Consider the following 24,750-nt stretch of genomic DNA (forward strand, 5'->3'; position numbering starts at 1 on the left):
GATTCCATCTGCCTGGAAAGCGCTTTAGGCCGGCTGAGCCGCGATGGCGCGGAGATGCTCCAGCAGCGCGTCGCCATTGGCGGCCCAGGTGAAGCGTAGCGCCGCTTCGCGGACGGCCTCCCGTTCGGGCGGGTTCACCAATATATCGCTGATGGCGGCGGCCAGCGCTTCGGGTTCGCGGGCGACGATCCGGCCCGCCTCCGGCCGGTCGAGCAGTTCGCGTGCTCCCCCGACATCGCTGATCACGACCGGCGTGCCGCAGGCCAGCGCCTCCACCCAGGCATTGGCCAGACCCTCGGACGAGGAGGGGAGCGCCATGACGTCGGCGGCGGCATAGATGCGCGGCAGGCGATCGTGCGGCACCGAGCCCAGGAAGCCGATGCGCCGGTCGACGCCCAGTTCCTCGGCCTGTTTTTCCAGGGCGCGGCGATATTGCCCCTGTCCGGCGAACAGCAGCGTGACGCTGGGCAGTTGCGGCAGCGCCTGGACCAGCAGTTCCTGCCCCTTGCGCGGGATGAGCGCGCCGACGCACAGCACCACCGGGCCTTCGAAGCCCAGGCTTTCCTTCGCGGCGGCGCGGTCGCTTATTTCGAAACGGTCGAGGTCGACGCCGGTATAATGGACGCGGATCTTGTCCCCGTCGATGCCCATGCGCGCCATCGACCGGCGCATCGCGTCCGACACGGCAAGCAGGCCGGCGGCATCGTCGGCGGCGCGCTTCACCATCTTCCGCGTGCCCTTGCGCGTGCCCCAATAATGAATGTCGGCGCCGCGCGCCTTCACCGAATAGGGAATGCCGAGCGCGCGGGAAAGGCGCTGCGCCACCGGGCCGTCGGGGAAGAAGAAGCTGGCGTCGATGACGTCGAAGGGCTGCTGCGCATGGAGGCGCCTGACCAGCGGCAGGATGGCGCGGGTCATGCTGTGGACGTTGAAGCGGCCGCCGAATTTGGGAATGATGGGGAAGACCGGGCGGTGGACGGTCAGGTCCTTCCACCGTTCCTTGGCGGGCAGGGCGCGCAGGGCGGCGTAGCGCCTGGCGCTCGACAGCGGCCAGGGCGGAATGCCGAGCGGCGCGACCACCGTGACCCTGACGCCGTCCCGGCTGGCCAGCTCGCGCGCCTGCCGTTCCACGAAGACGCCGAAATTGGGGCGGCTCATGTCCGGGAACAGGGTCGAGAGCATCAGGACGTTCAGCGTCATCGCATCCAACTATCTCTTGTTCCCGCATTGCCCCGGGCGTCCGGCGATGCCGTCCGACGGGACAATGCTGGGGCGGGTCTCTTTCCGGCAGACATGGTCAGGACAGGGTTAAGGATGAAAGCGCCTTTGTCTACAGCCGTCTGACCAGTTGGACCGCCACGGCGCCCCAGGGTGGGTCACTTATCACCTGCTGGCGCGTGCCGCTGCCCAGGGGGAGGATGTGCAGCCGGTCGTCCTCGCGCCCGATCAGCCGCCCGAACAGGAAGCGCCCGGCGTGGCGCGGCAAGAGCAGGTCGCGGTTGAGCACGCTGGAAAACTCCTCCGGCATGATGCGGCGGCACCATATCTCGTCACCGCTGCGGTAATCGCCGATGCTGCCCGATACCTGCACCCCCACCATCGCGTCCGCGGGGGCTGGCGGGGCGAGCGAGAGCGGGCGGGTGGGGGCGCGGGCGCCCTCCGGCCCCAGCAGGGCGGCCACGGGGACGACATTCTGGCCCGGCAGCGCGACCAGTTCGGAAGAGGCGACGCCCAATGCCTTTGCGATGCGGTTCAGCCAGTTGACCGATACGGTTCGGGTGCCCGTTTCCAGGCGGCCGATCGTCTGGGCCGTGGTGGGCGGGACGCATAAGGCGCCGACCTGTTCCAATGTGAGCCCCTTGGCCTTGCGTACCTCCCGGATGCGGGTGATCATATCTTGTCCTGTTTCACCTATTTGGTTTTAACGCTTTCCTGCAAACAGGCCGGCATGGCAAGTCCCCCTGCATCGGATTGCTGCAAGGAGAAGCGCCATGGCCACGCAATATGTCGAACAGATCATAGAGGACCCCTTCGGCCGGGCGCAGAAGGTCGCGGTCAACCTGCACGAATCGCCCCTCGCCTGGCTGCATGCGCGGGGGCATTTGAGCGAGCGGCATTATCTTGCCGGCGACAGGCTGCGCGCCGATTGGGAGAAGGCGGGTCTGGGCCCGCGGATCACGATGCGCTGGGATGCGGCGCCGGGGCGGCAGCGGGCTGGCGGCGCGGCGGGAGCGGAGCCGGGCCTGGCGCAACTGTCCGCGCGGGAGCGGTTCGACGGCGCGATCCGCGCCGCGGGGCCGGGTCTGGCCGATGTGCTGTGGCGGGTGGCCTGCGCGGGCGAGGGGTTGAGCGCGGCGGAAAAGGCGCTGGGCTGGCCGACCCGGGCGGGCAAGCTGGTGCTGACGCTGGCGCTGGATCGCGTCGCCGCCTGGTATCGGGTGGGGGAGGCGGGGTGACGGCGGGGGCCGCCGCACGCTTTCCCGTCGCCGGCCCGATCCTCTCTTCGATCCTGGCCATTCACAACCAATTCAAGCAGCCGGCGTTATGCATGGCATGGATGCAGGATGAAGGAGAAAGGCAATGGCCTGGACCGGACGGAGGTTCCTCGCGGCGATCGGCCTTGCCGGTGCGCTGGCCCTGGGCGGCTGTGCTTATGACGATGGCTATTATGGCGGTGTGAGCGTGGGCAGCGGCTATTATGGCGGCGGCTATTATGATGACTATTGGGGTCCGGGCTATTATCGCCCGGGCTATTATGGCGGCTGGTATGACGGCTATTACTATCCGGGCAGCGGCTATTATGTGTACAACCGCAGCGGCCATCGCCAGCGTTGGAACGACGGCCAGCGCCGCTATTGGGAAGGACGCCGGGAGGCCCGCCGCGATGACGGCCGGCGCGGCAACTGGAACAATGGCGCACCGCGTCAGGGCTGGCGGGAGCGTTCCGGCGGCGATGGCAATGGGTGGAATGGAAATGGGCGGTGGAATGGAAATGGGCGGTGGAATGGAAATTGGCGGAACGCCCGACAGGGCAATCCCGCTGCGGGCGCGCAGGCGCCCGGGCCAGGAAGGGGACAAGGGGATATGACGACGCCACGGACCGAACGCAATTGGGGGACGCCGCGCATGCGGTCCGACGGCGGCGCGCGTTCCGGTGGCGGCGGCCGCTCCGGCCGTGAGGGCTGGCGGGGTCGGCGCGACTGATGCGGCCTGGGTCCGGCGCGGTTATCGCCCTGCTCCTGCTCGCGGCCTGCGATGGCCGGGAGGAGAGCGCGATCGACAATCTGGCCAATGGCGCCAATGCGGCGCAGGTCGAAAATAATGTCCGGGCGGAGGCGCAGGCGGTTCTGGAGCCGCTGAATCCTCCCGCGCCGGGCATGCCCGGCGGCCTGCCGGTCGACCCGCGGCCGGTGGTGGAGGAAGACTCCATCGATCCCAAGGGCGCGCAGGGCGCCGCCCAGGTGGTGCAGGGCTATTACGGCCTGCTGGAGGAAAAGCGCTATAATGACGCGCAGGACCTGTGGAACGACAACAGCGCCATGGGGGCGGAAGACGATGCGCGCTTCGCCGCCCGTTTCCGCGGGTTCAGCGAAATCCATGCCCAGGTGGGCGCGCCCGGCGCGATCGAGGGGGCGGCGGGATCGCTGTTCGTGACGGTGCCGGTGCAGGTCTATGGCCGTCTGGCCGCGAACGGCAAGCCCTGGTATCGGTTGCGGCAGGTGACGCTGCGGCGGGCCAATGACGTGCCCGGCTCCAGCGAGGCGGACCGCCGCTGGCATATAGAGAGCATCGGCCCCTATGAACCGCCTGCCGGCGAAGCGACGGAGACGGCGGGCAACGCCATCTCCGCCACGGACAATCCGATCAGGAAATAGTCGCCTTCAGGATCTTGCCGGGGGTCTTGGGCGGCTCGCCCTTGGGCAGGGCGTCGACATGCTCCATGCCGGAAGTGACTTCGCCCCAGACGGTGTACTGACCGTCGAGGAAGGTGGCGTCGTCGAAGCAGATGAAGAACTGGCTGTTGGCGCTGTTCGGGTTCATCGCGCGGGCCATGGAGCAGACGCCCCGGACATGCGGTTCGCGGCTGAATTCGGCCTTGAGGTCGGGCAGCTTCGACCCGCCCATGCCGGTGCCGGTCGGATCGCCGCCCTGCGCCATGAAGCCGGGGATGACGCGGTGGAAGACCACGCCGTCGTAGAAGCCGTCCCGGGCGAGCTGCGTGATGCGCTCCACATGGCCGGGGGCGAGGTCAGGACGCAGCTTGATGACGACGTCACCGCCGCTGTCGAGGGTGAGGGTCAGGGTGTCGTCGGCCATGAAAAATCCTCTCTTCGGGGAAAATTGGGGAGATGGACCATATAGAGCGTTAAGACGGGGATGGAAGCCATTGCAATTGTGACGGGCATGGGCAAAAGCAGCGAAATGTTACAGGAACCGGACAGTAGGGGACGCGATGAGCGAGCGAGCCGATACGGCCGAACCCCGGCCGGACGAATTTGAGGATGTTGCCGCCGAGCAGGTCGAATCCCGCCATGATGAGGATGACCGGCTGAAGGGCGAATTCGTCGACGCCGTTCTGGATGCGGTGGAGGCGGATGACAGGGAACGGGCGCGCGAACTGGTGTCGCCGCTGCACCCGGCCGACATTGCCGACCTTCTGGAACTCACCCCGTCCGAACGGCGCGGGGAGGTGGCGGCCGCGCTGGGCGACCTGGTCGGCGCGGAGGTTCTGTCCGAACTCAACGACTATGTGCGCGACGACCTGCTCGACGCGCTGCTGCCCGAACAGGTGGCGGAGTTCGCCGCCGAACTCGACACCGACGACGCCGTCGCCATCATCGAGGATATGGAGGAGGCCGACCAGCAGGCCGTCCTCGATGCGATGGAGCCGGAGGACCGCGCCGCCATCGAAAGCGCGCTTTCCTATCCCGAGGAGTCCGCCGGCCGCCTGATGCAGCGCGACCTGGTCGCGGTGCCGGAACATATGACGGTCGGGCAGGTGATCGACTATCTGCGCGACAATCGCGACCTGACCACCGATTTCTGGGAAATCTTCGTCGTCGACGAAGCGCACAAGCCGATCGGCACCTGCCAATTGAGCTGGGTGCTGACCTGCCCGCGCAGCGTCGCCATGGCGGACCTGATGAAGCGCGAACAGACCCTGATCCCGGTCGACATGGACCAGGAGGAGGTCGCGCTGCGCTTCCAGAAATATGCGCTGATCTCCGCCGCGGTGGTGGACGGCAGCGGCCGGCTGGTCGGCATGATCACGGTCGACGACATCGTCCACATCATCTCCGAGGAGGCGGGCGAGGACATACTCCGCCTGTCGGGCGCGGGTGAGGGCGACATCAACCAGCCGATCCTGGAAACCGTGCGCACGCGCCTGCAATGGCTGGTGGTCAATCTGGGCACGGCGATCCTGGCGGCGTCGGTGGTCGGGCTGTTCCAGTCGACCATCTCCAAATATGTGGTGCTCGCCGTGCTGATGCCGATCGTGTCGGGCATGGGCGGCAATGCGGGGACGCAGACCATGGCGGTCGCCGTGCGCGCGCTCGCCACCAACCAGCTCACCAGTTCCAACACCATCCGGCAGATCGTGCGCGAATTCCGCATCGCCAGCGCCAATGGCACCGCGCTCGGCATATTGATCGGCGTCGCGGTGGGCTTCATCTACGGCAATCACGATCTGGGGATCGTCATCGCGCTCGCCATGCTGATCAACAATCTGGTCGCCGGGCTGGCGGGCATATTGGTGCCGGTGACGCTCGACCGGATGAATATCGACCCGGCCGTTTCATCGGCGGTGTTCGTGACGACGATGACCGATGTGATGGGTTTCTTCTCCTTCCTTGGCCTTGCCACGGTCTGGGGTTTGTAATCGGCCAGCCAGCGCCCATCTTCGTGCCATGCCGCTTCACCTGACCAAGATCGCCTTCCGGAGCGAAAGTCCCGCGACGCTTCGCGCCTGGCTGGAAAGCCATGCGGAGGAGGCGCGGCTGACGACGCGCTATCTGCCCAAGCGGGTCGATGAACTGACGGGCGGTTCGCTCTTCTGGATTCATGGGCATCAGCTTGTCGGGCGCAGTCCTCTGCTGGGCTTTCAGGAGACGGGGCAGGGCCGTTACTGGATCAGGCTGGAGCCCCGGCTGATCCCGGTGCGCGCATTGCCCAAGCGGGCGCATCAGGGCTGGCGCTATCTGGAAGGCAAGGACGCGCCGCCCGATCTGGGCGAGGGCGAGGCGAACGATCTGGACGCCATGCCGACGCGGTTGCTGGGGGAGTTGTCGAAACTGGGCTTGCTCTAACGTCTTGCATTATCCTGTTCCTGCTTTCGCAGGAACAGGATGGGTCCACGCAAGACCGGTTCCCACTTTTGCGCACGATGCTCTAGACCAGCGCCTTCACCCGTTCTCCAATCTCCCGCAACTCCTCTACGAAGCGCTTTCTCTCCTCGGCTTTGCGCGTCTCTTCGGGCACCCGCAGCAAATAGCTGGGATGCACCGTGATCCAGCCCTGCGCGCCGCCCTCCAGCGCTAGTGGCGCGCCACGGACCCGGCTGATCGTCACCGCCTTCCCCAGCAGCGCGCGCCCCGCCGTGGCGCCCAGCGCGACGATGATCCGGGGGCGGACCAGCTCCAGCTCCTGCGTCAGCCACCAGCGGCAGGCCTGGATTTCCGGCGTTTCCGGCGTCTGGTGTATGCGCCGCTTGCCCCGGCGCTCATGCTTGAAATGCTTGACGGCGTTGGTGATGTAGGCGCGCCGGCGGTCGATCCCGGCCTCTTCCAGCGCGCGGTCGAACAATTGCCCGGCCGGCCCGACGAAGGGGCGCCCGGCCAGATCCTCCTGATCGCCCGGCTGTTCCCCGATGAACATCAGCGGCGCATCGACCGGCCCCTCCCCGAACACCGTCTGCGTCGTGTCGCGGTAGAGCGGGCAGCGGGTGCAGCCCATCGCCTCCTCGCGCAGCGCGCTCCAGGCCGTGGCGGCGTTCCCCCGGCGGGCGGCGGGTTTGGGTGGGGTCGCGATCATGGCCGCCTCCCTTGTCTGGGCGCCCGCCACCAGTTCGGGAATGAGCGCGGCCTCTGGCAGGTTGCGCCAATATTTCCGGGGCATTTCGGACAGCATCGCGCCGACCTTGAGCCGCGCCGGATTGAAGATCGCCGCATAATAGCCCTTCCAGATGTCCTCGACGGGATCGTCGCCCGGCGCATCCCTGCGCGTGGCGCCCGGTCCCTCGGTCAACGCATCGCCGTCCCAATGGATGCTGAGTTCGGGCGTCAGGATCGACCAGCGCATCGAGGCGAAGCGCCGCACGAAGAATCCGGCATTGGCGCGGACGATATGATGGTCCGGTTCGAACCAGGCGACGAAGCGCGGCCCCTGCGCGTCGGCCAGTTCGCGGAAGCGGACGAAGGCGCGCATCTTGTGCATGTCGCGCCGCACGGCCTTGGCCAGCGATTCCACGCGCCGGACCAGTGGATCGGCGCGATCTTCCAGGCTGGCGGGGCGGTCGCGCAACCGGGCGAGCAAGGCGTAGAGCAGGGCGAAACGTTCCGGATCGCGGTGCAGGATCGCCGTTTCCGCCAGCTCGACAAAGGCGCGCGGGACGGAGAAGGCGGCTCCGCTTGCGACCGGAAGCGGTTCGTCGGCGGCGAAGAGGTCGCCAGCGCCCTCGCCGTCCTGCCAGACGATGTCGGCGGGCGCGATGCCTGCCAGCGTCAAGGCGCGGGCCGCGTCGCGCCAGCCGTCGAAATCATCCGGGCCGTTCAGCCTTGCGCGATACATGGTTCGGCATGGCTGCCCTGGGCGTGGCGCGCCGGGCCGGTATCTGGGCCGGTATCTGGGCCGGGTTCCCGGCTTCGCGGGAACATGGAAGGAGCGCCTTCAGTCATTCGTCTCCGCTTCGGCGCGTTGCAGTTCGGCCGGCTTGCGTCGGGCGAACAGCGCCGCCAGCTTCTGCTCCTCCTCCGCGGTCAGTTCCTTAGCCGCGTCGGGGAACATCTCCTCCTCTTCCTCGTCGATATGGTGGAGGTAGCGCTTCTTGAGCTGGGCGAAGACGCGGTTCCATTCATCGCCGTTGAAGGGGAGGTCTTCCAGTTCCTCCAGATAATCGTCGATCTCCTTATGCTCCGACACGCTGTGCTGGGCATCTTCGCGCAGGTCGGGCCGCGCCAGCATGGTGGCGTAGAGCGTTTCCTCCTCCGCCGCGGCATGGGCGGTCACCTCCACCCGGAACTGTTCGAACAGCTTTTCCAGCCGATCCGGCTCGTCCTTCGCATCTGCCATCTTGTCGAACAGCTGCCGATGGGCGTCATGATCCTGCTTCAACCGGTCGAAAATGCTGCTGTCGGCCATGGGGCATGCTCCTTCTCTTGCAGAAGGAACAACGATGGACCGCGGCTTTGGGTTCAGCCGAACAGTGCGCGAAAGATGATCGCGACGGGAATCCAGAGCAGTCCGCCGACGATGCTGGCGGACCAGAGCTGCACCAGATCGCGGCGGAAGCGAAGATCGAGGCTGTGCGCGGGCAGGCCGCTGCGGTCGAGCAACTCCCAGCGGCGTTCCAGTCCCCGCGCCGCGACGGCAAAGCCGCCGATCGCCACGATGATGCCGAGATGCAGCAGCAGCGATCCGCCCATCCTGGCGACGATGAAGATCTGAAGCAGGCAGAAGATGACGAGAGCGGCGGCCAGATGGGTGCTCATCCGCTGGGCATGGCCCGTGCGGCGGGTTGCGCCATCGTTCCACTTCGTCGCCAAAAATCGGGCCCTTTCCTTGCGTGGGACAAGGAAAACATGAACCGCCCGTCCGATCAACGGCAAAATGCGCGCGACTCACGGAAAAAGCTCATATTGTGACGCGGGTGGGGGCGCCATGGGCAGGGTCAGCCGGTCGGCCAGATGCACCGGCCGCCAGTCGGCCGCGACCAGGAAGGGGCGCAGCTTGGCGATGCTCTGCGTCAGCCGCGCGACATCGTCCAGCCGGAGCCGGCGATGGCGGCGGCTGGCGACGATCCGGTCCACGGCCTTCACGCCCAGCCCCGGCACCCGCAGCAACGCTTCGCGCGGGGCGCGGTTGACGTCGACCGGAAAGGAATCCCGATGCCGCAGCGCCCAGGCGAGCTTGGGATCGATGTCGAGCGGCAGGCAGCCGGTGACGGGATCGGTGGCGCTTTCCAGTTCCTGCGCCGAATAGCCGTAGAAGCGCATCATCCAGTCGGATTGGTAGAGCCGATGCTCGCGCATCAGCGGCGGACGCTTCAAAGGCAGCACGCTGCTGGGCGAGGGGATGGGCGAGAAGGCGCTGTAATAGACGCGGCGCAGCCTGTGCCGGCTGTAGAGCGAACTCGCGCGCCGGATGATGGCGCGGTCGTCCGCCTGGTCCGCGCCGACGATCATCTGGGTGGACTGGCCGGCCGGGGCGAAGCGCGGCGCATGGGTGTAGCGGCGGCTGGCGTCCGACCCGTCCTCCATGGCGTCGCGCATCCCCGCCATGGCGCTTTCGATCCGGTCCTTGTCCTTCTCCGGCGCCAGACTGCGCAGGCCCTGCTCGGTGGGCAGTTCGACGTTGATCGACAGCCGGTCGGCATAAAGGCCCGCCTGATGCGCCAGTTCCGGATCGGCGTCGGGAATGGTCTTGAGGTGGATATAGCCGCGGAAATCATGCTCTTCCCGCAGGCTGCGGGCCACCGCCACCATCTGTTCCATCGTGTAATCGGACGAACGGATGATGCCGGAGGAAAGGAACAGCCCCTCAATATAGTTGCGGCGGTAGAAGCTGAGCGTCAGGTCGACCACTTCCCGCACGGTGAAGCGGGCGCGCCGCACGTCGCTGGACCGGCGGTTGATGCAATAATGGCAGTCGAAGATGCAGCTGTTGGTCAGCAGGATCTTGAGCAGCGAAATGCAGCGGCCATCGGGTGCATAGGCATGGCAGATGCCCATGCCCTCGGTCGAGCCGATGCCGCCCTTCCGCCCCGACGCGCTGTCGCGCTTCGCCGTGCCGGACGACGCGCAGGATGCGTCATATTTGGCGGCGTCGGCAAGGATTTCCAGCTTCTGTCGGGTGGAGAGGGTGGCCATGACTGTTCATCATATGTTCCCCGATCTCCCCTGTCCATAATCTCGATCAGTCAGGCTTGCGCTGGCTCGGCGTCCAGAACCTGGCGGACCTTCACCGCCAGCTGTCCGAGGGTGAAGGGCTTGGCGAGGAAGGAGACCCCGGGGTCGAGCATGCCGTTGTGGACGATGGCGTTGCGGGTGTAGCCCGTGGTGTAGAGGATCTTGAGGCCGGGATGGCTTGCCCGCGCCCGGTCGGCCAGCACGCGCCCGTTGATGCCGGGCATGACGACGTCGGTGAACAGCATGTCGATGCGCGGCTGGATCGCCAGCATCGCCAGCGCCTGTTCGCCGTCGGAGGCCTGGACGATGGTGTAGCCCAGCTCGCGCAGCGAATCGACGGACATGTGCCGGACGCGTTCCTCGTCCTCCACCACCAGGATGATCTCTTCGCCCCGGGCGCGGGGCAGTTCGGCAGGCGCCGCCATCAGGGTGCCGGCGGCCGGTTCGGGCCCGTAATGGCGCGGCAGGTAGATCTTGATGACCGTGCCTTCGCCCGGTTCGGAATAGATTTTCACATGGCCGCGCGACTGCTTGATGAAGCCGAAGACCTGGCTGAGGCCGAGGCCGGTGCCCTTGCCCACGCCCTTAGTTGTGAAGAAGGGGTCGAAGGCGCGCTCCACCACCTCGGGCGGCATGCCGGTGCCGCTGTCGGTGACGGATACCATCACATATTGGCCGGCCGCGACATCGCCATGGACCGCGGCATAGGCGTCGTCGAGATGGGCATTGGCCGTCTCGATCGTCAGCCGGCCGCCCATGGGCATGGCGTCGCGCGAATTGACGCAGAGGTTGATGATGGCCGATTCGAGCTGGCTGGCGTCGATGCTGGCCCGCCACAACCCGCCCGCCAGCACGGTTTCCACCCGAATGCTCTCCCCGATGGTGCGGCGCAGCAGTTCCGACATGCCGCCGACCAGCTTGTTGACGTCGGTCGGCTGTGGGTCGAGCGGCTGCTGGCGGGAAAAGGCGAGCAGCCGGGCGGTAAGCTGGGCGGCGCGCTGCGCCCCTTCGGTCGCATTGTCGATGCCCCTGACGACCCGGGTGTCGGCGTCCGGCGCCAGCCGCCGCCGGACGATGTCCAGCGAGCCGATGACGATGGCGAGCATATTGTTGAAGTCATGGGCGATGCCGCCGGTCAGTTGGCCGATCGACTCCATTTTCTGCATCTGGCGCAATTGCCCCTCGGCCGTTTCGCGGTCCCGCGCCTCGCTCATCAGGCGCCGGTTGATGTCGGCCAGCGCCTGCTGGCTTTCGGTGGCCTCGGCCACGCGGCGATAGGCGGTGCGCAGCGCCACCGCGCCCAACAGGGTGATCAGCACGGCGGACACCGCAAGCCCGGCCGAAACCATGGTGCTGAGGCGGTTGTCATTGGCGGTCCGGCCCTTCAGCAGCTGCGCTTCCCGCGCCCGCATCGTCGCGACCAGCGCGCGGATGCGGGCCATCGTCACCATGCCCGCATCGAAGTCGCCCGCCGGCACGACCTCGCCCCGCCGCCGCCTTTCTATGCCCGTGCGCATCAGGAACAGGCGGTCGTCGAGCAACTCCTCCAGCTCCTCCACCGATCGGGCCTGCGGGGGATTGTCGCGCACCTCCATGCGCAGGGCGGCCAGTTCCTGCCGCCACTGGCCGCGGAAGACCTCATAGGGGCCGAGGAAGGAATCCTTGCGCGTCAGCATGAAGCCGCGCTGCGCGCTTTCGGCCTCCTGCGCGTGGAGCAGCAGCGCGGAAAGCTGGTTCTCGACGCGCAATGTGTGCTGAACCCAGATGTTGACCCGCTGCTGCACCGCATAGAGCCAATAGGTGCTGCCGAACGCCAACCCGACGATCAGCAAGGCCAACAGCAGCAGGAAGATCGACCGTTCGGGGCGGATCGCGGGCATGGGGTGGAACATGCGAAAATATGGCGCGGGGAGCAAGCGGCGATAGGCTGTTGTAATCAGGTGAGGTCTGGCAGGCCTGCCTGGCTTGGCCACCCTTGGCGGGCTCGTCCCTCCCGAAGGAAGAAGCCGTGGTCGAAACCGTCTAGAGCGAATCGACATTCAGCCCTGACGGCCTGCAAATGACGCTTTTCCGTGCTTCCGGTGCTCACCTACTTTGCGTAGGCTGCGCGCCGGGTCACGGAAAACCACCATTTTCGGCTCGTCATCATCTGAATGTCGATTGGCTCTAGTCCCGCCAGCTCGAATCGATCCGGTCGATCTTGCGCACCATCGCTTCGAAATCGGGCACGCCCGGGCCGAGCGGCAATTGCACGCCGCTGAGGTCGCGCTGGTGCACGGCGATGACCTCCGGCGGGATGTCGACCGGCGTTCCGGCGGCGCCGGTCGCGACCTGGATTTCGCAGGCGCGCTGGAGCATCCACTGGATCAGGAAGGCTTCCGGCAGAGATTGCGCCATGACCAGCGTGCCATGGTTGCGCAGCATCATGATCCGCCGCTCGCCCAGATGGGCGATCAGCCGTTCCCCTTCCTCCGCCCGGATCGTGACGCCTTCGAAGTCATGATAGGCGATTCGGCCGATGAAGGCCGCGGCGTAGAAATTGGTCGGCGTCAGCCCCTCCCGCGTGGCGCTGACGGCCATGCCGGCGGTGGTGTGGGTGTGGATGATGCAATGCGCGTCGGGCAGGTGGCGGTGGAAGACGCTGTGCTGGGTGAAGCCGGCGCGGTTCACCGGATAGGGGCTGCCGTCCAGCACATGGCCGTCCATGTCGATCTTGACGAGGTTCGACGCCGTCACCTCTCCATAGAGCAGGCCGAAGGGGTTGATGAGGAAGGCGTTCTCCTCCTCCGGGACGCGCAGGGTGATGTGGTTGTAGATCAGCTCCGACCAGCCGAGATGGTCGAAAATGCGGTAACAGGCGGCGAGTTGCTGGCGTGCGGCCCATTCCGTGGCCGACATGTCGGGGCGCTGGCCTGTGGTCCTGGCGGCAGTTGCCATGGCGATCCTCCTCCTTGTTTATGGGGCGACTATCTGCCTGTCCCGCGCCCCTGTCGAGAAAAACGGCTTTTGGGTTGAATTTGCGCGACTCTGCTGGTAGGGCGCGCCCCACACGGCGCAGGGTGACCTGCGGCGACTCACCGCTATTTCATTCGGGCGGCCCGTCGGGAAGGGTTATGTTTCCTGGCGATCCGTCCGTTTTCGACTGGAGTTTGACTGGCTTATGCAAATCATCGTTCGCGACAACAATGTCGACCAGGCCCTGCGCGCGCTCAAGAAGAAGCTGCAGCGCGAGGGCGTGTATCGCGAGATGAAGCTGCGCCGTCACTATGAGAAGCCGTCCGAAAAGCGCGCGCGCGAAAAGGCTGCCGCCGTTCGCCGCGCCCGCAAGCTGGAGCGCAAGCGCGCCGAGCGCGACGGCGTCCGTTAAGGACCGCCTTTGTCGGGACGGTCGACCGATCGTCCCGTCCCTCTGCTGACAGAAAACATCACCCGCACCAATTTGCGAGGCTTAAGCCATGTCGACCACGGCCGTTCCCCTTCATCCTATCGCCAGGGGGTCGCTGACGCGGCTCTGGGTGGGTGTCGCCGTGGTGGCGCTGGCGGCCGGTGGCCTGGCCTGGGCCGGGCAGCAGGGCGTGAAGCCTTCGCCCGCCAGCTTCCTGGCGCATAATGGCGGCGAAGAGGGCGTGGTGACGACCGAATCGGGCCTGCAGTTCAAGGTGCTGGAGGAAGGCGCCGGTCCCAGCCCGACGCCCGCCGACGTGGCGCTGGTAGGCTATAAGGGCACGCTGCTCGACGGTACGGTGTTCGACGAGAATCCGCAGACCGCCATGCCGGTGGACGGCGTGGTTCCCGGCTTCTCCGAAGGCCTGCAGAAGATGAAGAAGGGCGGCAAGTATCGCCTGTGGATTCCGCCGCAGCTTGGCTATGGCGAGCAGGCGGCGGGGCCGATCCCGGCCAATTCCGTGTTGGTGTTCGACGTCCAGTTGCATGACTTCAAGTCCAAGGCGGACATCATGCGCATGCAGCAGATGATGCAGCAGCAGGGCGGAATGCCGCAGGGCGTGCCGGGCCAATAAGGTCGGCAACAGTCGAAAAGCGAAAAAGGGGCCGGGATTTTCCCGGCCCTTTTTCTTGGCGGATTTGCCTTGTCCATCTGCAACCCGCTGCTGCGGAGACGGGAGCCCGGTTCAGGCCGTGCCATGATCCGCTAATGTAGGGATTAGGCGCGGCGACCATCTATCCTGCGACCGGAACCGCCGCGCTCCTGTCATTCTCCGCCTCCAGCGCTTTCGACCGCTCCTCCAGATAGACCTTGATCATCGCGACGATGGGGTCGGCGAGGAACAGTCCCATGATCCCGAACAGCGCGCCGAAGAGGATTTGCGCCGCAAGGACGAGCGCGGGCGCCAGATCGGTGGCGCGTTTGGCCACCATGGGCACGATCAGGTAGCCGTCGACGATCTGCACCACCAGATAGACCCCGAAAGCGTAGAGCCCCGCATCCACGCCGGCGGAAAAGCCGACCAGCACGATCAGCACGCCCGATATGATCGACCCGATATTGGGCAGGAAGGCGAACAGCCCGGTCAATATGCCCAGCAGCCCCGCCATCGGCACGCCGCCCGCCCAGAGCAGCAGCCAGGTGCCCACCCCCTCCACCGCCATGCCGATCAGCCGGCCGAACATCAGCCGCCGCAAGGTCCAGCCCATCCTGTCGGCAATGGCGTAGAAGCGGCCGCGCTTGTCCATCGGCAGCATCCAGGCGACGCCGCGCTCGTAGAGCTTGGGCTCGATCGCGATGAAGATGGCGAGCACCAGCATCATCACGCCGCTGGTGATTGCGCCGACCATGGTGCCGACCGCCGCCGTCACCCGGCCGAGCGAACTCATCGCCTGCTGCGCCAGGCTCTTGAAATCCTCCGGCGTGGTGGTGACGCCCAGTTGCTGGAGCCACTGGCCGATGCGGTTCACCTGCGTCTCCACGATGACCCGCATCGCCTGCGCTTGCGCCGCCAGGCTCGATCCGGTCAGGTAGAAGGTATAGACCAGGAAGGCGAGGGCGGCGATCAGCACGATGGCCAGCCGCCAGCCGCGCCCGATGGGCAGCACCCGGCCCAGCAGCCGCGTGCCGCCGTCCATCATCGTCGTCAGCACCAGCGCGCCCATGATCAGCATGATGGGCTGCGCCAGCAGGACGAGCAGGGCGATGGCGATGCCGATGGCGAACCACACGCCGGCCCGCTTTATCTCATGCTGGACCAGCGGGCTGCGCAACTCGCTGGGGCCGGGTTCCTCTATGTGGATTTTCGTCCCGCTCAACCCAAGCCCCTATCGTGAAATGCTTATTTCGGCGGGGTAACGCTCGCCGGGCGCAGGCTGTTCCCCGCGCGGCCACTGCGGAAGGCATGGAGCCAGCTCAGCGGGTTCCAGGATGCATCGCCGTCGAGCGAGAAGGTGATGAATTCCGCCCGCCCGCCAATGGCTTCCCACGGCACCGGCCCGCCCAGTCCGTTCTCCTCCAGCGGTGCGCGGCTGTCGGCGCTGTTGTCGCGATTGTCGCCCATCAGGAAAACGTGATTCGCCGGAATCCGCACTGGCCCGTACCAGTCGAGCGTGCTTGGCCCCATGTCGATGGTGACATAGCTCCTGCCATTGGGCAGCACCTCCTGCCGCACCGGCAGTTCGCACCAGCTCTTGCCGTTGGCGTCCGTCACCAGCGCGCCGGGAAATTGCATGGGCGGGCAGGGCGCGTTGCCGTCCACGGGAATGCGGATGGGCTTCAGCACCCTTTGCGGCACGGGTACGCCGTTCAGCACGACCTGCCCCCCGCGCACCTCCAATATGTCGCCGGGCAGGCCGATGACCCGCTTGATATAATCCTCCCGCTTGTTCTGCGGAGAGACGATGACGATGTCGCCCCGCTCCGGCAAACGCCCGAAGATCCGGCCTTTCAGGAAGGGCAGCGGGTGGAAGCTGGGGGAGACATAGGACCAGCCATAGGGATATTTGCTGACCACCAGCCGGTCGCCCTTCAACAGCACCGGCATCATCGATTCGCTGGGAATGTAGAAGGGTTTGGCGACGAAGCTGTGGAAGGCCAGCACCGCCAGGATCAGCAGGGCGATGCTCTTCGCCTCGTGCCACCAGTCGAGGGATGCCTTTTCCGGTTCGGAAGCCGGGCTGGGCTGTTCGGACGGGGCGGATTCGTTTTCGGTCATGTCGGCTGCCGTCATGGGAGGATTTCCGGCTGGAGAGGTGCGACGCTTATAACGGCAGGGCTTCGATAATCACAAAGGCCTGAGCCCATGGATGATCGTCGGTGAGCGTCAGGTGAACGACCGGCCGATGCCCGGCGGGAACCAGCGATTCCAGCCGGGCGAGCGCCCCGCCGGTCAGGTGCAGCGTCGGCGCGCCGCTGGGGCCGTTGACGACGCCGATGTCCTTCATGAACACGCCGCGGTTGAAGCCGGTGCCGACCGCTTTCGAAAAAGCCTCCTTGGCGGCGAAGCGCTTGGCGAGCGTGCCCGCCCTGGTGAAGGGGCGGCGGTTGGCCTTGGCCCGCTCCACATCGGTGAACACGCGATTCTCGAACCGCTCGCCGAAGCGGTCGAGCGAATTCTGGATCCGCTCGATATTGCAGAGGTCGGAGCCGAGGCCGACGATCAACGGGCCAGATCCATCTGCCGGCGCATTTCGCGGATGCTGCTCTCCAGCCCGCCGAAGATCGCTTCCCCGATCAGGAAATGGCCGATGTTGAGTTCGGCGACCTGGGGGATCGCCGCGACCGGCCCGACATTGTCGAAGGTCAGGCCATGGCCGGCATGGGGTTCGATGCCGTTCTTCGCCGCCAGCGCCGCCGCATCGGCCAGCCTGCGCAGTTCCTCCGCCCGTTCGGAACCCTCCAGATGCGCGTAGCGGCCGGTGTGCAACTCGACCACCGGCGCGCCCAGGCGCATGGCCGCCTCGATCTGCGCGGCATCGGGCTCGATGAACAGGCTGACGCGCACGCCGGCCTTGCCCAGCGCATCGACGATCGGGCCGAGAGCTTCGATCTGCCCGGCCGCGTCCAGCCCGCCTTCGGTGGTGCGCTCCTCCCGCTTTTCCGGCACGATGCAGGCGGCATGCGGCCGATGCCGGAGCGCGATGCCCAGCATTTCCTGCGTCGCCGCCATTTCCAGGTTCAGCGGCACGGTGAGCGCCGCCATCAGCGTGGCGATGTCCTCGTCGCGAATATGCCGCCGGTCCTCGCGCAGATGGGCGGTGATGCCGTCGGCGCCCGCCTTGGCCGCCAGCAGCGCGGCCTTGACGGGATCGGGATGCGTTCCCCCGCGCGCGTTGCGGATGGTCGCCACATGATCGATGTTGACGCCCAGGCGCAGATGAGCGGGGGTTCGGGACATGGGCTACTGCTTCCGGCTGCCGGGCTTGATCGCCGGGATCGCCGCCAGTTCGGGCGGAACCTGATCGGCGTCGTAGACCGGGAAGTTGATGCTGACGAGCGGATAGAAGGGCACGCCCAGCTCCACCTCTCCGGCGGAACGGTCGACCAGCGCGGCTTCCGCTATGACGATGCCGCCCTCCGCCTCGACCGCCTCTATCGCCTGGCGGGAGGAGAGGCCGGTGGTGACGACGTCCTCCACCATCAGCACCTTCTGCCCCGGCGCGATGGCGAAGCCGCGGCGCAGTTCGAACGTGCCTTCGGGGCGTTCCAGGAATACGGCATCCTTGTCGAGCGCGCGGCCGATTTCATGGCCGATGATGAGGCCGCCCATGGCAGGGGAGACCACCAGGTCGATTTCCTGCCGCAGTTCGCGCGGCAGCTTCTGCACCGTGGCGCGCGCCAGCCGCCCCGCGCGTTCCGCGTTCATCAGCACGCGCGCGCACTGCAGGTAATTGGCGCTGCGGCGGCCCGAGGACAGAATGAAATGCCCCTCCAGCAACGCGCCTGCAGCCCTGAATTCCGCTAATACTTCCTCGTCGGTCATCCGTGTCTTCGATCCATGGCTTACCCTTCATGGGTCGCCCCATGATCGCGCCCCTGTGCGCGGAGAGCGAGATAGGCTCACCAACTAGGCGTTGCAACAGCGAAGAAAATCTGGTTGTGGAAGCTTGAGGCGTAAAAAAAGATGCTTATAAGCCGCGGCAGACCGATACGGGCGGGGGGGACGTGTATGCGTGTGTCTTCGTTGCAGCGGCGCCAAGGGGTTACGGGGTAAGAAGACGCTTATGAACAAGGTGAAATCGCTCGTTCTCGCCGGGTTGTTGGCCTTTGCGCCCACGCTCGCCATGAACGGTCCGGCACTGGCCCAGGACAATGCCGCCGTCGCGGCTCCAGCCGCCGGGAACGAAGCCGCGGCCGCTGATTCGGCCGGCAATGCAGCGGCGCCCGCCGCGGATGCCGCGCCCGCGGCGAAGGTGGCCGCGCCGCCCCGGATGAAGCCCACTCCGGGCATCGGCATGCCGATGCCGGGCGAAATCACCCTCCAGAAGCAGTTCTCGCCCACCGGGCACACGGCGCGCTGGCTGCATGACGTGATGCTGGTGCCGATCATCACCATCATCTCGATCTTCGTTCTGGTCCTGATGCTCTATGTGATGGTCCGGTTCCGCCGCAGCGCCAATCCGACGCCGTCCAAGACATCGCACAATACGGTGATCGAGGTGATCTGGACCGTGGTGCCGGTCGTGATCCTGCTGGCCATCGCCGTGCCGTCGATCGGCCTGTTGGCGGACCAGTACAAGCCCGCCCCCAAGGATGCGCTGACCGTCAAGGTCACCGGCTATCAATGGTATTGGGGCTATGAATATCCCGACAACGGCATTCCGGAATTCGTTTCGAACATGCTGCCCAAGGACAAGGCGGAGGCGAATGGCGAGCCCTATCTGCTGGCGCCCGACAATCGTCTGGTCCTGCCGGTCGGCCGCCCGATCAAGCTGATCATCACCGGCGCCGACGTGATCCACAGCTTCGCGGTCCCCTCGCTCTGGGTGAAGATGGATGCGGTGCCGGGCCGCCTGAATGAGAAGAGCTTCACCATCGAGAAGCCGGGCGTCTATTACGGCCAGTGTTCCGAGCTTTGCGGCGCGCGCCACGGCTTCATGCCGATCGCGATCGAGGCGCTGGAGCCCGCGCAGTTCGACCAGTGGCTGCTGTCGCAGGGCGGCACGCTGAAGGCCGCCGCACCCGCGGCCACGGCCGAAGCCGCCGCGCCCGCCGCCGCTCCTGCCGCCAAGCTTTGATGTAAGGGCATAGACGCCATGACCACCATTACCGCAGATCATCACGGCGATCATGCTCATGAGCATCATGACGCCGACCACAAGCCGGCCTTCTTCCAGCGTTGGTTCATGTCGACCAACCATAAGGACATCGGCACGCTCTACCTGATCTTCGCGATCATCGCCGGCATCATCGGCGGCGCGATTTCCGGCCTGATGCGCGCCGAACTGGCGCAGCCGGGCATCCAGTATCTCCAGACCTGGGCGCAGTTCAGCGACGGTCCCGAAGCGACGCTGGACCAGGCCTATCACCTGTGGAACGTGCTGATCACCGCCCACGGCCTCATCATGGTCTTCTTCATGGTGATGCCAGCGATGATCGGCGGCTTCGGCAACTGGTTCGTACCGATCATGATCGGCGCGCCGGACATGGCGTTCCCGCGGATGAACAATATCAGCTTCTGGCTGCTCATCCCCGCCTTCGTCCTGCTCCTCGGCTCGACCTTCGTGCCCGGCGGCACCGGAAACGGCGCGGGCACCGGCTGGACGGTCTATGCGCCGCTCTCCACCAGCGGCTCGGCGGGGCCGGCGGTCGACATGGCGATCCTGTCGCTGCACATCGCGGGCGCCAGCTCGATCCTGGGCGCGATCAACTTCATCACGACCATCCTCAACATGCGCGCGCCGGGCATGACCCTGCACAAGATGCCGCTGTTCGTCTGGTCGGTGCTGGTCACCGCCTTCCTGCTGCTGCTCGCGCTTCCCGTGCTTGCCGCCGCGATCACCATGCTGCTGACCGACCGTAATTTCGGCACGACCTTCTACGATGCCGCCGGCGGCGGCGATCCGGAACTGTACCAGCATCTCTTCTGGTTCTTCGGCCACCCCGAAGTGTACATCATGATCCTGCCGGGCTTCGGCATCATCAGCCAGATCGTCTCGACCTTCAGCCGCAAGCCGGTCTTCGGCTATCTCGGCATGGCCTACGCCATGGTCGCGATCGGCGTCGTCGGTTTCGTCGTCTGGGCGCACCACATGTTCACCACCGGCATGTCGGTCAACGTGAAGATGTACTTCACCGCCGCCACCATGGTGATCGCGGTGCCGACCGGCATCAAGATCTTCTCCTGGATCGCGACGATCTGGGGCGGGTCGATCAGCTACAAGACCCCGATGGTCTGGGCCCTGGGCTTCATCTTCCTGTTCACCGTGGGTGGCGTCACCGGCGTGGTGCTGGCCAATGGCGGCGTGGACGACGTGCTGCACGATACCTATTATGTGGTCGCGCATTTCCACTATGTGCTGTCGCTGGGCGCGGTGTTCGGGCTGTTCGCCGGCTTCTACTACTGGTTCCCGAAGATGTCGGGCCGGATGTACAACGAGTTCCTCGGCCATCTGCACTTCTGGGTGTTCTTCGTCGGCGTGAACATGCTGTTCTTCCCGATGCACTTCCTCGGCCTGTCGGGCATGCCGCGCCGCTATCCCGACTATCCGGAAGCCTTCGCCTATTGGAACAAGGTCGCCAGCCACGGCTATGAGATCATGGCGGCCGGCATGCTGATCTTCTTCGTCAACCTTGTCTGGTCGCTGGTCGCCGGCAAGAAGGCGGAGGGCAATCCGTGGGGCGAAGGCGCCACGACGCTGGAATGGACCCTGTCCAGCCCGCCGCCCTTCCACCAGTTCGAGACGCTGCCGGTCATCGACTGACCGCAGGCAAGGGCGTTCCGGTTTGCCGGAACGCCCGGATTGGCGTAAAGGCCGCCAATTCCGGAATCAGGGCGATCCCGGCGCGGCCGTCGCGCCGGGTTGCCGCATGAGGAGATTATGGCAAGCACGCCGATCATGACCGAAGGTTCGGCTCCTGTGATTCCCGCGCACTGGCGGGACTTCGTCGCGCTGACCAAGCCCAGGGTGATGACGCTGGTCGTCTTTACCGGGCTGTGCGGTCTGCTCGCGGCGCCGGGGCATATCCATCCGGTTCTGGCCTTCACGGCGATTCTCTGCATCGCGCTGGGCGCGGGCGCCGCGGCGACGCTCAACCAGTGGTATGAAGCCGACATCGACGCGAAGATGAAGCGCACGGCCAACCGGCCGCTGCCGGCCGGGCGGATGGACCGCCAGTCGGCGCTGCATTTCGGTGTCGGGCTCTCCTTCTTCTCGGTCCTGCTGATGGGCGTCGCGACCAACTGGCTGGCGGCGGCGGTGCTGACCGTGTCGATCCTCTTCTACGTCTTCGTCTACACCATCTGGCTCAAGCCCAGGACGGCGCAGAACATCGTCATCGGCGGCGCGGCGGGCGCCTTCCCCCCCGTCATCGGCTGGGCGGCGGTGACGGGCGACATCGGCGCCCTGCCGGTTGCGCTGTTCATGCTGATCTTCTTCTGGACGCCGCCCCATTTCTGGGCGCTGGCCCTGTTCGTGAAGACGGATTATGCCGCCGCCGGCATTCCCATGTTGCCGGTCGTTTCCGGCGAGGTGGCGACGCGGCGCCAGATCTGGTTCTACACCGCGATCATGGCCGTCGCCGCCATGGCGCCGGTCCTGCTGCGCCTTACCGGGCCCATCTATGGCACCACGGCCCTGCTCGGCACGGCGCTGTTCGTGGCCCTGGCCTTTCAGGTGTTCCGCCGGCGCGAGAGCGATCCCGCGCGCATGACCCCGGAAAAGCGCCTGTTCAAATATTCGGTCCTCTACCTCTTCCTCCTCTTCGGCGCGGTGGTCGTGGACCGCTGGGTGGCCGCATGACCCCCGAGGAAGACCGGCAGGTCCGCGCGCGGCAGAAATCCCGCGCCATCGTGACGGGCGTGCTGCTGGGCGCGCTGGTCATCCTTTTCTACGCGATCACCATCGCCAAGATCGGCGGCGGCCAGTGATGGCGAGCCTGCCGCCATCGCCTTTCGACCGGGACCGCCGCAACCGGCGGACCATGATCGGCATGGCGGGCGTCGGTCTCGCCATGCTGGGCCTGGGTTTCGCTTCCGTGCCGCTCTACCGCATGTTCTGCGAGCAGACCGGCTTCGGCGGCACCACGCAGCGGGCGGCCGCCGATGTGCAGGTCAGGGAAGCGGTGGGCCACCGCATGTCGATCCGCTTCGATTCCAATGTGGCGCCGGGCATGCCGTGGCAGTTCCATCCCGAACGCCGCACCCAGACCGTGACGGTCGGCGCGCGCAACATGGCGATCTTCGTGGCGAAGAACATGTCGGACAAGCCGGTGACGGGGACCGCGAGCTTCAACGTCACGCCGCTCCAGGCGGGCGCCTATTTCACCAAGATCCAGTGCTTCTGCTTCACCCAGCAAACGCTGCAGCCGGGGGAGCAGGTGCGCATGCCGGTGATCTATTATGTCGACCCGAAGATATTGACGGACGCCGACAATAAGGACACGCAGGAAATCACGCTCAGCTACACCTTCTATCCTGTTGAGCAGGACAAGAAGCCAAGCTAAGGCACAATCATAACGCGAACGGGGATGAGAAACGTCATGGCAGGCGCCAAGAACCACGATTATCATATTCTTCCGCCCAGCATCTGGCCCTTTTTCGGCTCCATGTCGGCGCTGGTCATGGCTTTCGGCGCGATCATGTGGATGCATCCCGATGCGCTGCCCGCCGGCGGCGGCTGGGTGTTCCTGATCGGCGTCGCGGGCGTGCTGTTCACCATGTACAGCTGGTGGGCCAATGTCATCGCGGAGGCGCATGCGGGCGATCATACGCCGGTGGTGCAGCTTCACCTGCGCTACGGCATGATCCTGTTCATCGCGTCGGAAGTCATGTTCTTCGTGGGCTGGTTCTGGTCCTTCTTCGACTTCTCGCTCTTCCCCAGCCAGCTGGCGCCGATCGAGGGCCTGTTCCCGTCGAAGGGCATCGAGGTGATGAACGCCTTCGAACTGCCGCTGCTCAACACGCTGATCCTGCTCTGCTCGGGCACGACCGTCACCTGGGCGCACCATGCGCTGATCCACGGCGACCGCGAGGGGCTGAAGAAGGGGTTGACGCTGACGGTCATCCTGGGTGTCCTCTTCTCCTCCATCCAGGCCTATGAATATGCCCATGCGCCGTTCCCCTTCGGCGGCAGCCCCTATAGCTCCGCCTTCTACATGGCGACGGGCTTCCACGGCTTCCACGTGCTGATCGGCACCATCTTCCTGCTGGTGAACCTGATCCGCGCGCACAGGGGCGACTTCACCCCGCGCCAGCATTTCGGTTTCGAGGCGGCTGCCTGGTACTGGCATTTCGTCGACGTGGTGTGGCTGTTCCTCTTCGTCGCCATCTATGTCTGGGGCGGCTGGGGCGCGCCGGTCCACGGCGGTTGATCCTTCCGCCGATGGATTTGCGAAAGACGGCCGGACCTGTTCCGGCCGTTTTCTTTTTCGGCGGCGGGCATTATGCCTGACCCCATGTCCTCGCCAGATCCTCAATCCCCCATGCCGCAGCCGCTGTTGATCGCTTCGGCCATGGGCGCCTGTCCGCGATGCGGCGCGTCGACGCTGTTCGCGGGGCCCGTTCGCTTTGCCGCTTCGTGCCGGTCCTGTGGGCTGGACTATGGCCAGTTCAATGTCGGGGACGGCCCTGCCGCCTTCCTGACGCTGATCATCGGCGCGCTGATGGTGGCGATGGCGCTGATGCTGGAATTGAAGGTCCACCCGCCACTCTGGCTGCACATCCTGCTCTGGACGCCGCTGACCGTCCTGGCCGTGATCGGCAGCCTGCGGGTGGCGAAGGGCGCTCTGCTCATCCTGGAATATCGCAACAAGGCGCGCGAGGGACGGTTGACCGCCGGGGACCGCGAGGCATGAGCCGCCGCCTGCCTCTTGTCCCGACGCTTATCGTCGCGGCGGCGGTGCTGGTGATGATCGGCCTCGGCGTCTGGCAGCTTCAACGCCGGGCGGAGAAGGAGGCGACGCTGAGCCTGGTCGCGGCGAATCCGGCCAAGCCTGCCATCGCCTTTCCCGCCCATCCGCCCGTGCCGCCCGAACTTCTGTTCCGGCGCTCCTCCACCCACTGCCTTCGCGTCGTTCGTTGGCGCAGCGAAGCCGGGCGGGCCGCCGATGGATCGGTCGGCTACCGCTATATTGCCGAATGCGCGACGGGCATCGAGGGGCCGGGTGTGCTGGTGGCGGCGGGCGTCGCCAGGACGCCGGACGCCAAGCCCCAATGGCAGGGCGGTCAGATGCGCGGCTGGATCGGGGAGGAACCCGATCACCGCTCGCTCCTGTCGCGGATCGGCGGCCGGGCCATGCCCTTGCGGCCCATGCTGATCGCCGGAGAACCGGTGCCGGGTCTCAAGCCGCTGGCGCCGCCCACCGCCGCCGACGTGCCCAACAACCATCTGGCCTATGCCGTGCAATGGTTCTTCTTCGCCGGCATCGCGGCGGTCATCTACCTCCTCGCGTTGCGCAGACGGACGCCGCGACCTTAAAAGCTTGCCCGAAGGCGCGTCCGGCGTTACCGCGCTACCCCAT

The 24,750-nt window shown here is 66.1% G+C and carries 29 protein-coding genes; 15 read left to right on the forward strand and 14 right to left on the reverse strand.

Going from position 1 to position 24,750, the window contains the following annotated elements; all coding sequences use genetic code 11:
• Positions 1-24: 24 nt before the first annotated feature.
• Together H5V43_RS15470 and H5V43_RS15475 are read right to left on the reverse strand one after the other, a co-directional pair.
• A complete protein-coding gene (locus H5V43_RS15470) occupies positions 25-1,200 on the reverse strand; it encodes a glycosyltransferase (protein ID WP_025549858.1) in 1,176 nt (391 codons plus the stop codon).
• A 130-nt stretch (positions 1,201-1,330) separates the two neighbouring features.
• Positions 1,331-1,894 carry a helix-turn-helix domain-containing protein gene (locus tag H5V43_RS15475; protein WP_044661396.1) on the reverse strand — a complete coding sequence of 188 codons (564 nt, stop codon included), beginning with the start codon at positions 1,892-1,894 and terminating at the stop codon, positions 1,331-1,333.
• 97 nt (positions 1,895-1,991) lie between these two features.
• Here H5V43_RS15475 and H5V43_RS15480 point away from each other — a divergent pair, with 97 nt between their 5' ends.
• From H5V43_RS15480 to H5V43_RS15490, 3 genes are all read left to right on the forward strand, one after another.
• On the forward strand, positions 1,992-2,456 hold the full coding sequence (locus H5V43_RS15480; RefSeq protein WP_025549859.1) for a DUF6456 domain-containing protein: 465 nt from the start codon (positions 1,992-1,994) through the stop codon (positions 2,454-2,456).
• A gap of 124 nt (positions 2,457-2,580) precedes the next feature.
• Complete coding sequence (locus tag H5V43_RS15485; RefSeq protein ID WP_025549860.1) at positions 2,581-3,204, forward strand: hypothetical protein; 624 nt, start codon at positions 2,581-2,583, stop codon at positions 3,202-3,204.
• Positions 3,204-3,875, forward strand: a complete 672-nt coding sequence (locus tag H5V43_RS15490) for a hypothetical protein (protein WP_025549861.1) — start codon at positions 3,204-3,206, stop codon at positions 3,873-3,875. The genes H5V43_RS15485 and H5V43_RS15490 overlap by 1 nt, the downstream gene beginning before the upstream one ends.
• Here H5V43_RS15490 and H5V43_RS15495 read toward each other — a convergent pair.
• Positions 3,865-4,317: a peptidylprolyl isomerase gene (locus H5V43_RS15495; RefSeq protein ID WP_025549862.1), complete on the reverse strand. Its 453-nt coding sequence runs from the start codon at positions 4,315-4,317 to the stop codon at positions 3,865-3,867. The two genes, H5V43_RS15490 and H5V43_RS15495, sit on opposite strands and share 11 nt — an antisense overlap.
• A 136-nt stretch (positions 4,318-4,453) precedes the next feature.
• On the opposite strand from H5V43_RS15495, the gene mgtE reads away from it, so the two are divergent.
• Both mgtE and H5V43_RS15505 read left to right on the forward strand, forming a co-directional pair.
• The gene (mgtE, locus tag H5V43_RS15500) at positions 4,454-5,881 is read left to right on the forward strand and encodes a magnesium transporter (protein ID WP_025549863.1); all 1,428 of its coding nucleotides are present in this window, start codon (positions 4,454-4,456) and stop codon (positions 5,879-5,881) included.
• A gap of 28 nt (positions 5,882-5,909) precedes the next feature.
• Positions 5,910-6,308, forward strand: a complete 399-nt coding sequence (locus H5V43_RS15505; protein WP_025549864.1) for a DUF1489 family protein — start codon at positions 5,910-5,912, stop codon at positions 6,306-6,308.
• 82 nt (positions 6,309-6,390) lie between these two features.
• Here H5V43_RS15505 and H5V43_RS15510 read toward each other — a convergent pair whose 3' ends face one another.
• The 6 genes from H5V43_RS15510 to H5V43_RS15535 form a co-directional block, all read right to left on the reverse strand.
• Entirely contained in the window at positions 6,391-7,788 is a 1,398-nt protein-coding gene (locus H5V43_RS15510) for a UdgX family uracil-DNA binding protein (protein ID WP_025549865.1), read from the reverse strand.
• A 99-nt stretch (positions 7,789-7,887) separates the two neighbouring features.
• A complete protein-coding gene (locus H5V43_RS15515; RefSeq protein WP_025549866.1) occupies positions 7,888-8,358 on the reverse strand; it encodes a hemerythrin domain-containing protein in 471 nt (156 codons plus the stop codon).
• A 53-nt stretch (positions 8,359-8,411) separates the two neighbouring features.
• Positions 8,412-8,762: a hypothetical protein gene (locus tag H5V43_RS15520; protein ID WP_025549867.1), complete on the reverse strand. Its 351-nt coding sequence runs from the start codon at positions 8,760-8,762 to the stop codon at positions 8,412-8,414.
• 75 nt (positions 8,763-8,837) lie between these two features.
• Complete coding sequence (locus tag H5V43_RS15525) at positions 8,838-10,085, reverse strand: putative DNA modification/repair radical SAM protein (protein ID WP_025549868.1); 1,248 nt, start codon at positions 10,083-10,085, stop codon at positions 8,838-8,840.
• A 50-nt stretch (positions 10,086-10,135) separates the two neighbouring features.
• Positions 10,136-12,004 (reverse strand): CHASE3 domain-containing protein, encoded by a 1,869-nt coding sequence (locus tag H5V43_RS15530; RefSeq protein ID WP_025549869.1) that lies wholly within the window; start codon positions 12,002-12,004, stop codon positions 10,136-10,138.
• A 286-nt stretch (positions 12,005-12,290) separates the two neighbouring features.
• Positions 12,291-13,061 carry a class II aldolase/adducin family protein gene (locus H5V43_RS15535; protein WP_025551892.1) on the reverse strand — a complete coding sequence of 257 codons (771 nt, stop codon included), beginning with the start codon at positions 13,059-13,061 and terminating at the stop codon, positions 12,291-12,293.
• Between the two features lie 223 nt (positions 13,062-13,284).
• Here H5V43_RS15535 and rpsU point away from each other — a divergent pair, with 223 nt between their 5' ends.
• Both rpsU and H5V43_RS15545 read left to right on the forward strand, forming a co-directional pair.
• Positions 13,285-13,491: a 30S ribosomal protein S21 gene (gene rpsU, locus H5V43_RS15540; protein ID WP_004208618.1), complete on the forward strand. Its 207-nt coding sequence runs from the start codon at positions 13,285-13,287 to the stop codon at positions 13,489-13,491.
• An 88-nt stretch (positions 13,492-13,579) separates the two neighbouring features.
• The gene (locus H5V43_RS15545) at positions 13,580-14,143 is read left to right on the forward strand and encodes an FKBP-type peptidyl-prolyl cis-trans isomerase (protein WP_025551895.1); all 564 of its coding nucleotides are present in this window, start codon (positions 13,580-13,582) and stop codon (positions 14,141-14,143) included.
• A 160-nt stretch (positions 14,144-14,303) separates the two neighbouring features.
• Here the strand turns inward: H5V43_RS15545 and H5V43_RS15550 are convergent, their stop codons facing one another.
• The 5 genes from H5V43_RS15550 to pyrE are packed head-to-tail and all read right to left on the reverse strand — an operon-like array spanning position 14,304 to position 18,052.
• Positions 14,304-15,386: an AI-2E family transporter gene (locus H5V43_RS15550; protein WP_025551896.1), complete on the reverse strand. Its 1,083-nt coding sequence runs from the start codon at positions 15,384-15,386 to the stop codon at positions 14,304-14,306.
• A 23-nt stretch (positions 15,387-15,409) separates the two neighbouring features.
• The gene (gene lepB, locus H5V43_RS15555; protein ID WP_025551898.1) at positions 15,410-16,300 is read right to left on the reverse strand and encodes a signal peptidase I; all 891 of its coding nucleotides are present in this window, start codon (positions 16,298-16,300) and stop codon (positions 15,410-15,412) included.
• A gap of 31 nt (positions 16,301-16,331) precedes the next feature.
• Positions 16,332-16,733 carry a holo-ACP synthase gene (gene acpS / locus H5V43_RS15560; RefSeq protein WP_044661404.1) on the reverse strand — a complete coding sequence of 134 codons (402 nt, stop codon included), beginning with the start codon at positions 16,731-16,733 and terminating at the stop codon, positions 16,332-16,334.
• Complete coding sequence (locus H5V43_RS15565; RefSeq protein ID WP_025551900.1) at positions 16,730-17,467, reverse strand: pyridoxine 5'-phosphate synthase; 738 nt, start codon at positions 17,465-17,467, stop codon at positions 16,730-16,732. The genes acpS and H5V43_RS15565 overlap by 4 nt, the downstream gene beginning before the upstream one ends.
• A 3-nt stretch (positions 17,468-17,470) precedes the next feature.
• Positions 17,471-18,052, reverse strand: coding sequence for an orotate phosphoribosyltransferase (gene pyrE, locus H5V43_RS15570; protein ID WP_025551902.1), 582 nt, complete (start codon positions 18,050-18,052; stop codon positions 17,471-17,473).
• Between the two features lie 241 nt (positions 18,053-18,293).
• On the opposite strand from pyrE, the gene coxB reads away from it, so the two are divergent.
• From coxB to H5V43_RS15605, 8 genes are all read left to right on the forward strand, one after another.
• Positions 18,294-19,307 carry a cytochrome c oxidase subunit II gene (gene coxB, locus H5V43_RS15575; RefSeq protein WP_025551904.1) on the forward strand — a complete coding sequence of 338 codons (1,014 nt, stop codon included), beginning with the start codon at positions 18,294-18,296 and terminating at the stop codon, positions 19,305-19,307.
• An 18-nt stretch (positions 19,308-19,325) separates the two neighbouring features.
• Positions 19,326-20,993, forward strand: a complete 1,668-nt coding sequence (gene ctaD / locus H5V43_RS15580) for a cytochrome c oxidase subunit I (RefSeq protein ID WP_044661407.1) — start codon at positions 19,326-19,328, stop codon at positions 20,991-20,993.
• A gap of 117 nt (positions 20,994-21,110) precedes the next feature.
• Positions 21,111-22,031, forward strand: coding sequence for a heme o synthase (locus tag H5V43_RS15585; RefSeq protein ID WP_044661408.1), 921 nt, complete (start codon positions 21,111-21,113; stop codon positions 22,029-22,031).
• Entirely contained in the window at positions 22,028-22,159 is a 132-nt protein-coding gene (locus tag H5V43_RS23795) for a hypothetical protein (RefSeq protein WP_255308763.1), read from the forward strand. The genes H5V43_RS15585 and H5V43_RS23795 overlap by 4 nt, the downstream gene beginning before the upstream one ends.
• Positions 22,159-22,734 carry a cytochrome c oxidase assembly protein gene (locus H5V43_RS15590; RefSeq protein WP_025549338.1) on the forward strand — a complete coding sequence of 192 codons (576 nt, stop codon included), beginning with the start codon at positions 22,159-22,161 and terminating at the stop codon, positions 22,732-22,734. Before H5V43_RS23795 ends, H5V43_RS15590 begins: the two co-directional genes overlap by 1 nt.
• 36 nt (positions 22,735-22,770) lie before the next feature.
• Positions 22,771-23,601: a cytochrome c oxidase subunit 3 gene (locus H5V43_RS15595; RefSeq protein ID WP_025549339.1), complete on the forward strand. Its 831-nt coding sequence runs from the start codon at positions 22,771-22,773 to the stop codon at positions 23,599-23,601.
• 72 nt (positions 23,602-23,673) lie between these two features.
• Complete coding sequence (locus H5V43_RS15600; RefSeq protein WP_025549340.1) at positions 23,674-24,084, forward strand: DUF983 domain-containing protein; 411 nt, start codon at positions 23,674-23,676, stop codon at positions 24,082-24,084.
• Positions 24,081-24,707, forward strand: a complete 627-nt coding sequence (locus H5V43_RS15605; RefSeq protein ID WP_025549341.1) for an SURF1 family cytochrome oxidase biogenesis protein — start codon at positions 24,081-24,083, stop codon at positions 24,705-24,707. The genes H5V43_RS15600 and H5V43_RS15605 overlap by 4 nt, the downstream gene beginning before the upstream one ends.
• Positions 24,708-24,750 lie beyond the last annotated feature (43 nt).

This window comes from Sphingobium fuliginis, assembly GCF_015074805.1.
In the GTDB taxonomy this organism is placed as follows: Bacteria; Pseudomonadota; Alphaproteobacteria; order Sphingomonadales; family Sphingomonadaceae; genus Sphingobium; species Sphingobium fuliginis.

Excerpts from the sequence above, each read along its gene's own strand:
- H5V43_RS15490 (WP_025549861.1), top strand. The coding sequence starts at position 3,204 with ATGCGGCCTGGGTCCGGCGCGGTTATCGCCCTGCTCCTGCTCGCGGCC.
- H5V43_RS15595 (WP_025549339.1), top strand. The coding sequence starts at position 22,771 with ATGGCAGGCGCCAAGAACCACGATTATCATATTCTTCCGCCCAGCATC.
- H5V43_RS23795 (WP_255308763.1), top strand. The coding sequence starts at position 22,028 with ATGACCCCCGAGGAAGACCGGCAGGTCCGCGCGCGGCAGAAATCCCGC.
- ctaD (WP_044661407.1), top strand. The coding sequence starts at position 19,326 with ATGACCACCATTACCGCAGATCATCACGGCGATCATGCTCATGAGCAT.
- H5V43_RS15510 (WP_025549865.1), bottom strand. The coding sequence starts at position 7,788 with ATGTATCGCGCAAGGCTGAACGGCCCGGATGATTTCGACGGCTGGCGC.
- H5V43_RS15600 (WP_025549340.1), top strand. The coding sequence starts at position 23,674 with ATGCCTGACCCCATGTCCTCGCCAGATCCTCAATCCCCCATGCCGCAG.
- mgtE (WP_025549863.1), top strand. The coding sequence starts at position 4,454 with ATGAGCGAGCGAGCCGATACGGCCGAACCCCGGCCGGACGAATTTGAG.
- H5V43_RS15485 (WP_025549860.1), top strand. The coding sequence starts at position 2,581 with ATGGCCTGGACCGGACGGAGGTTCCTCGCGGCGATCGGCCTTGCCGGT.
- H5V43_RS15480 (WP_025549859.1), top strand. The coding sequence starts at position 1,992 with ATGGCCACGCAATATGTCGAACAGATCATAGAGGACCCCTTCGGCCGG.
- coxB (WP_025551904.1), top strand. The coding sequence starts at position 18,294 with ATGAACAAGGTGAAATCGCTCGTTCTCGCCGGGTTGTTGGCCTTTGCG.
- H5V43_RS15590 (WP_025549338.1), top strand. The coding sequence starts at position 22,159 with ATGGCGAGCCTGCCGCCATCGCCTTTCGACCGGGACCGCCGCAACCGG.
- H5V43_RS15495 (WP_025549862.1), bottom strand. The coding sequence starts at position 4,317 with ATGGCCGACGACACCCTGACCCTCACCCTCGACAGCGGCGGTGACGTC.
- lepB (WP_025551898.1), bottom strand. The coding sequence starts at position 16,300 with ATGACGGCAGCCGACATGACCGAAAACGAATCCGCCCCGTCCGAACAG.
- H5V43_RS15470 (WP_025549858.1), bottom strand. The coding sequence starts at position 1,200 with ATGACGCTGAACGTCCTGATGCTCTCGACCCTGTTCCCGGACATGAGC.
- H5V43_RS15585 (WP_044661408.1), top strand. The coding sequence starts at position 21,111 with ATGGCAAGCACGCCGATCATGACCGAAGGTTCGGCTCCTGTGATTCCC.
- H5V43_RS15515 (WP_025549866.1), bottom strand. The coding sequence starts at position 8,358 with ATGGCCGACAGCAGCATTTTCGACCGGTTGAAGCAGGATCATGACGCC.
- H5V43_RS15525 (WP_025549868.1), bottom strand. The coding sequence starts at position 10,085 with ATGGCCACCCTCTCCACCCGACAGAAGCTGGAAATCCTTGCCGACGCC.
- H5V43_RS15475 (WP_044661396.1), bottom strand. The coding sequence starts at position 1,894 with ATGATCACCCGCATCCGGGAGGTACGCAAGGCCAAGGGGCTCACATTG.
- H5V43_RS15545 (WP_025551895.1), top strand. The coding sequence starts at position 13,580 with ATGTCGACCACGGCCGTTCCCCTTCATCCTATCGCCAGGGGGTCGCTG.
- H5V43_RS15565 (WP_025551900.1), bottom strand. The coding sequence starts at position 17,467 with ATGTCCCGAACCCCCGCTCATCTGCGCCTGGGCGTCAACATCGATCAT.
- rpsU (WP_004208618.1), top strand. The coding sequence starts at position 13,285 with ATGCAAATCATCGTTCGCGACAACAATGTCGACCAGGCCCTGCGCGCG.
- H5V43_RS15505 (WP_025549864.1), top strand. The coding sequence starts at position 5,910 with ATGCCGCTTCACCTGACCAAGATCGCCTTCCGGAGCGAAAGTCCCGCG.
- H5V43_RS15530 (WP_025549869.1), bottom strand. The coding sequence starts at position 12,004 with ATGCCCGCGATCCGCCCCGAACGGTCGATCTTCCTGCTGCTGTTGGCC.
- H5V43_RS15605 (WP_025549341.1), top strand. The coding sequence starts at position 24,081 with ATGAGCCGCCGCCTGCCTCTTGTCCCGACGCTTATCGTCGCGGCGGCG.
- H5V43_RS15535 (WP_025551892.1), bottom strand. The coding sequence starts at position 13,061 with ATGGCAACTGCCGCCAGGACCACAGGCCAGCGCCCCGACATGTCGGCC.
- pyrE (WP_025551902.1), bottom strand. The coding sequence starts at position 18,052 with ATGACCGACGAGGAAGTATTAGCGGAATTCAGGGCTGCAGGCGCGTTG.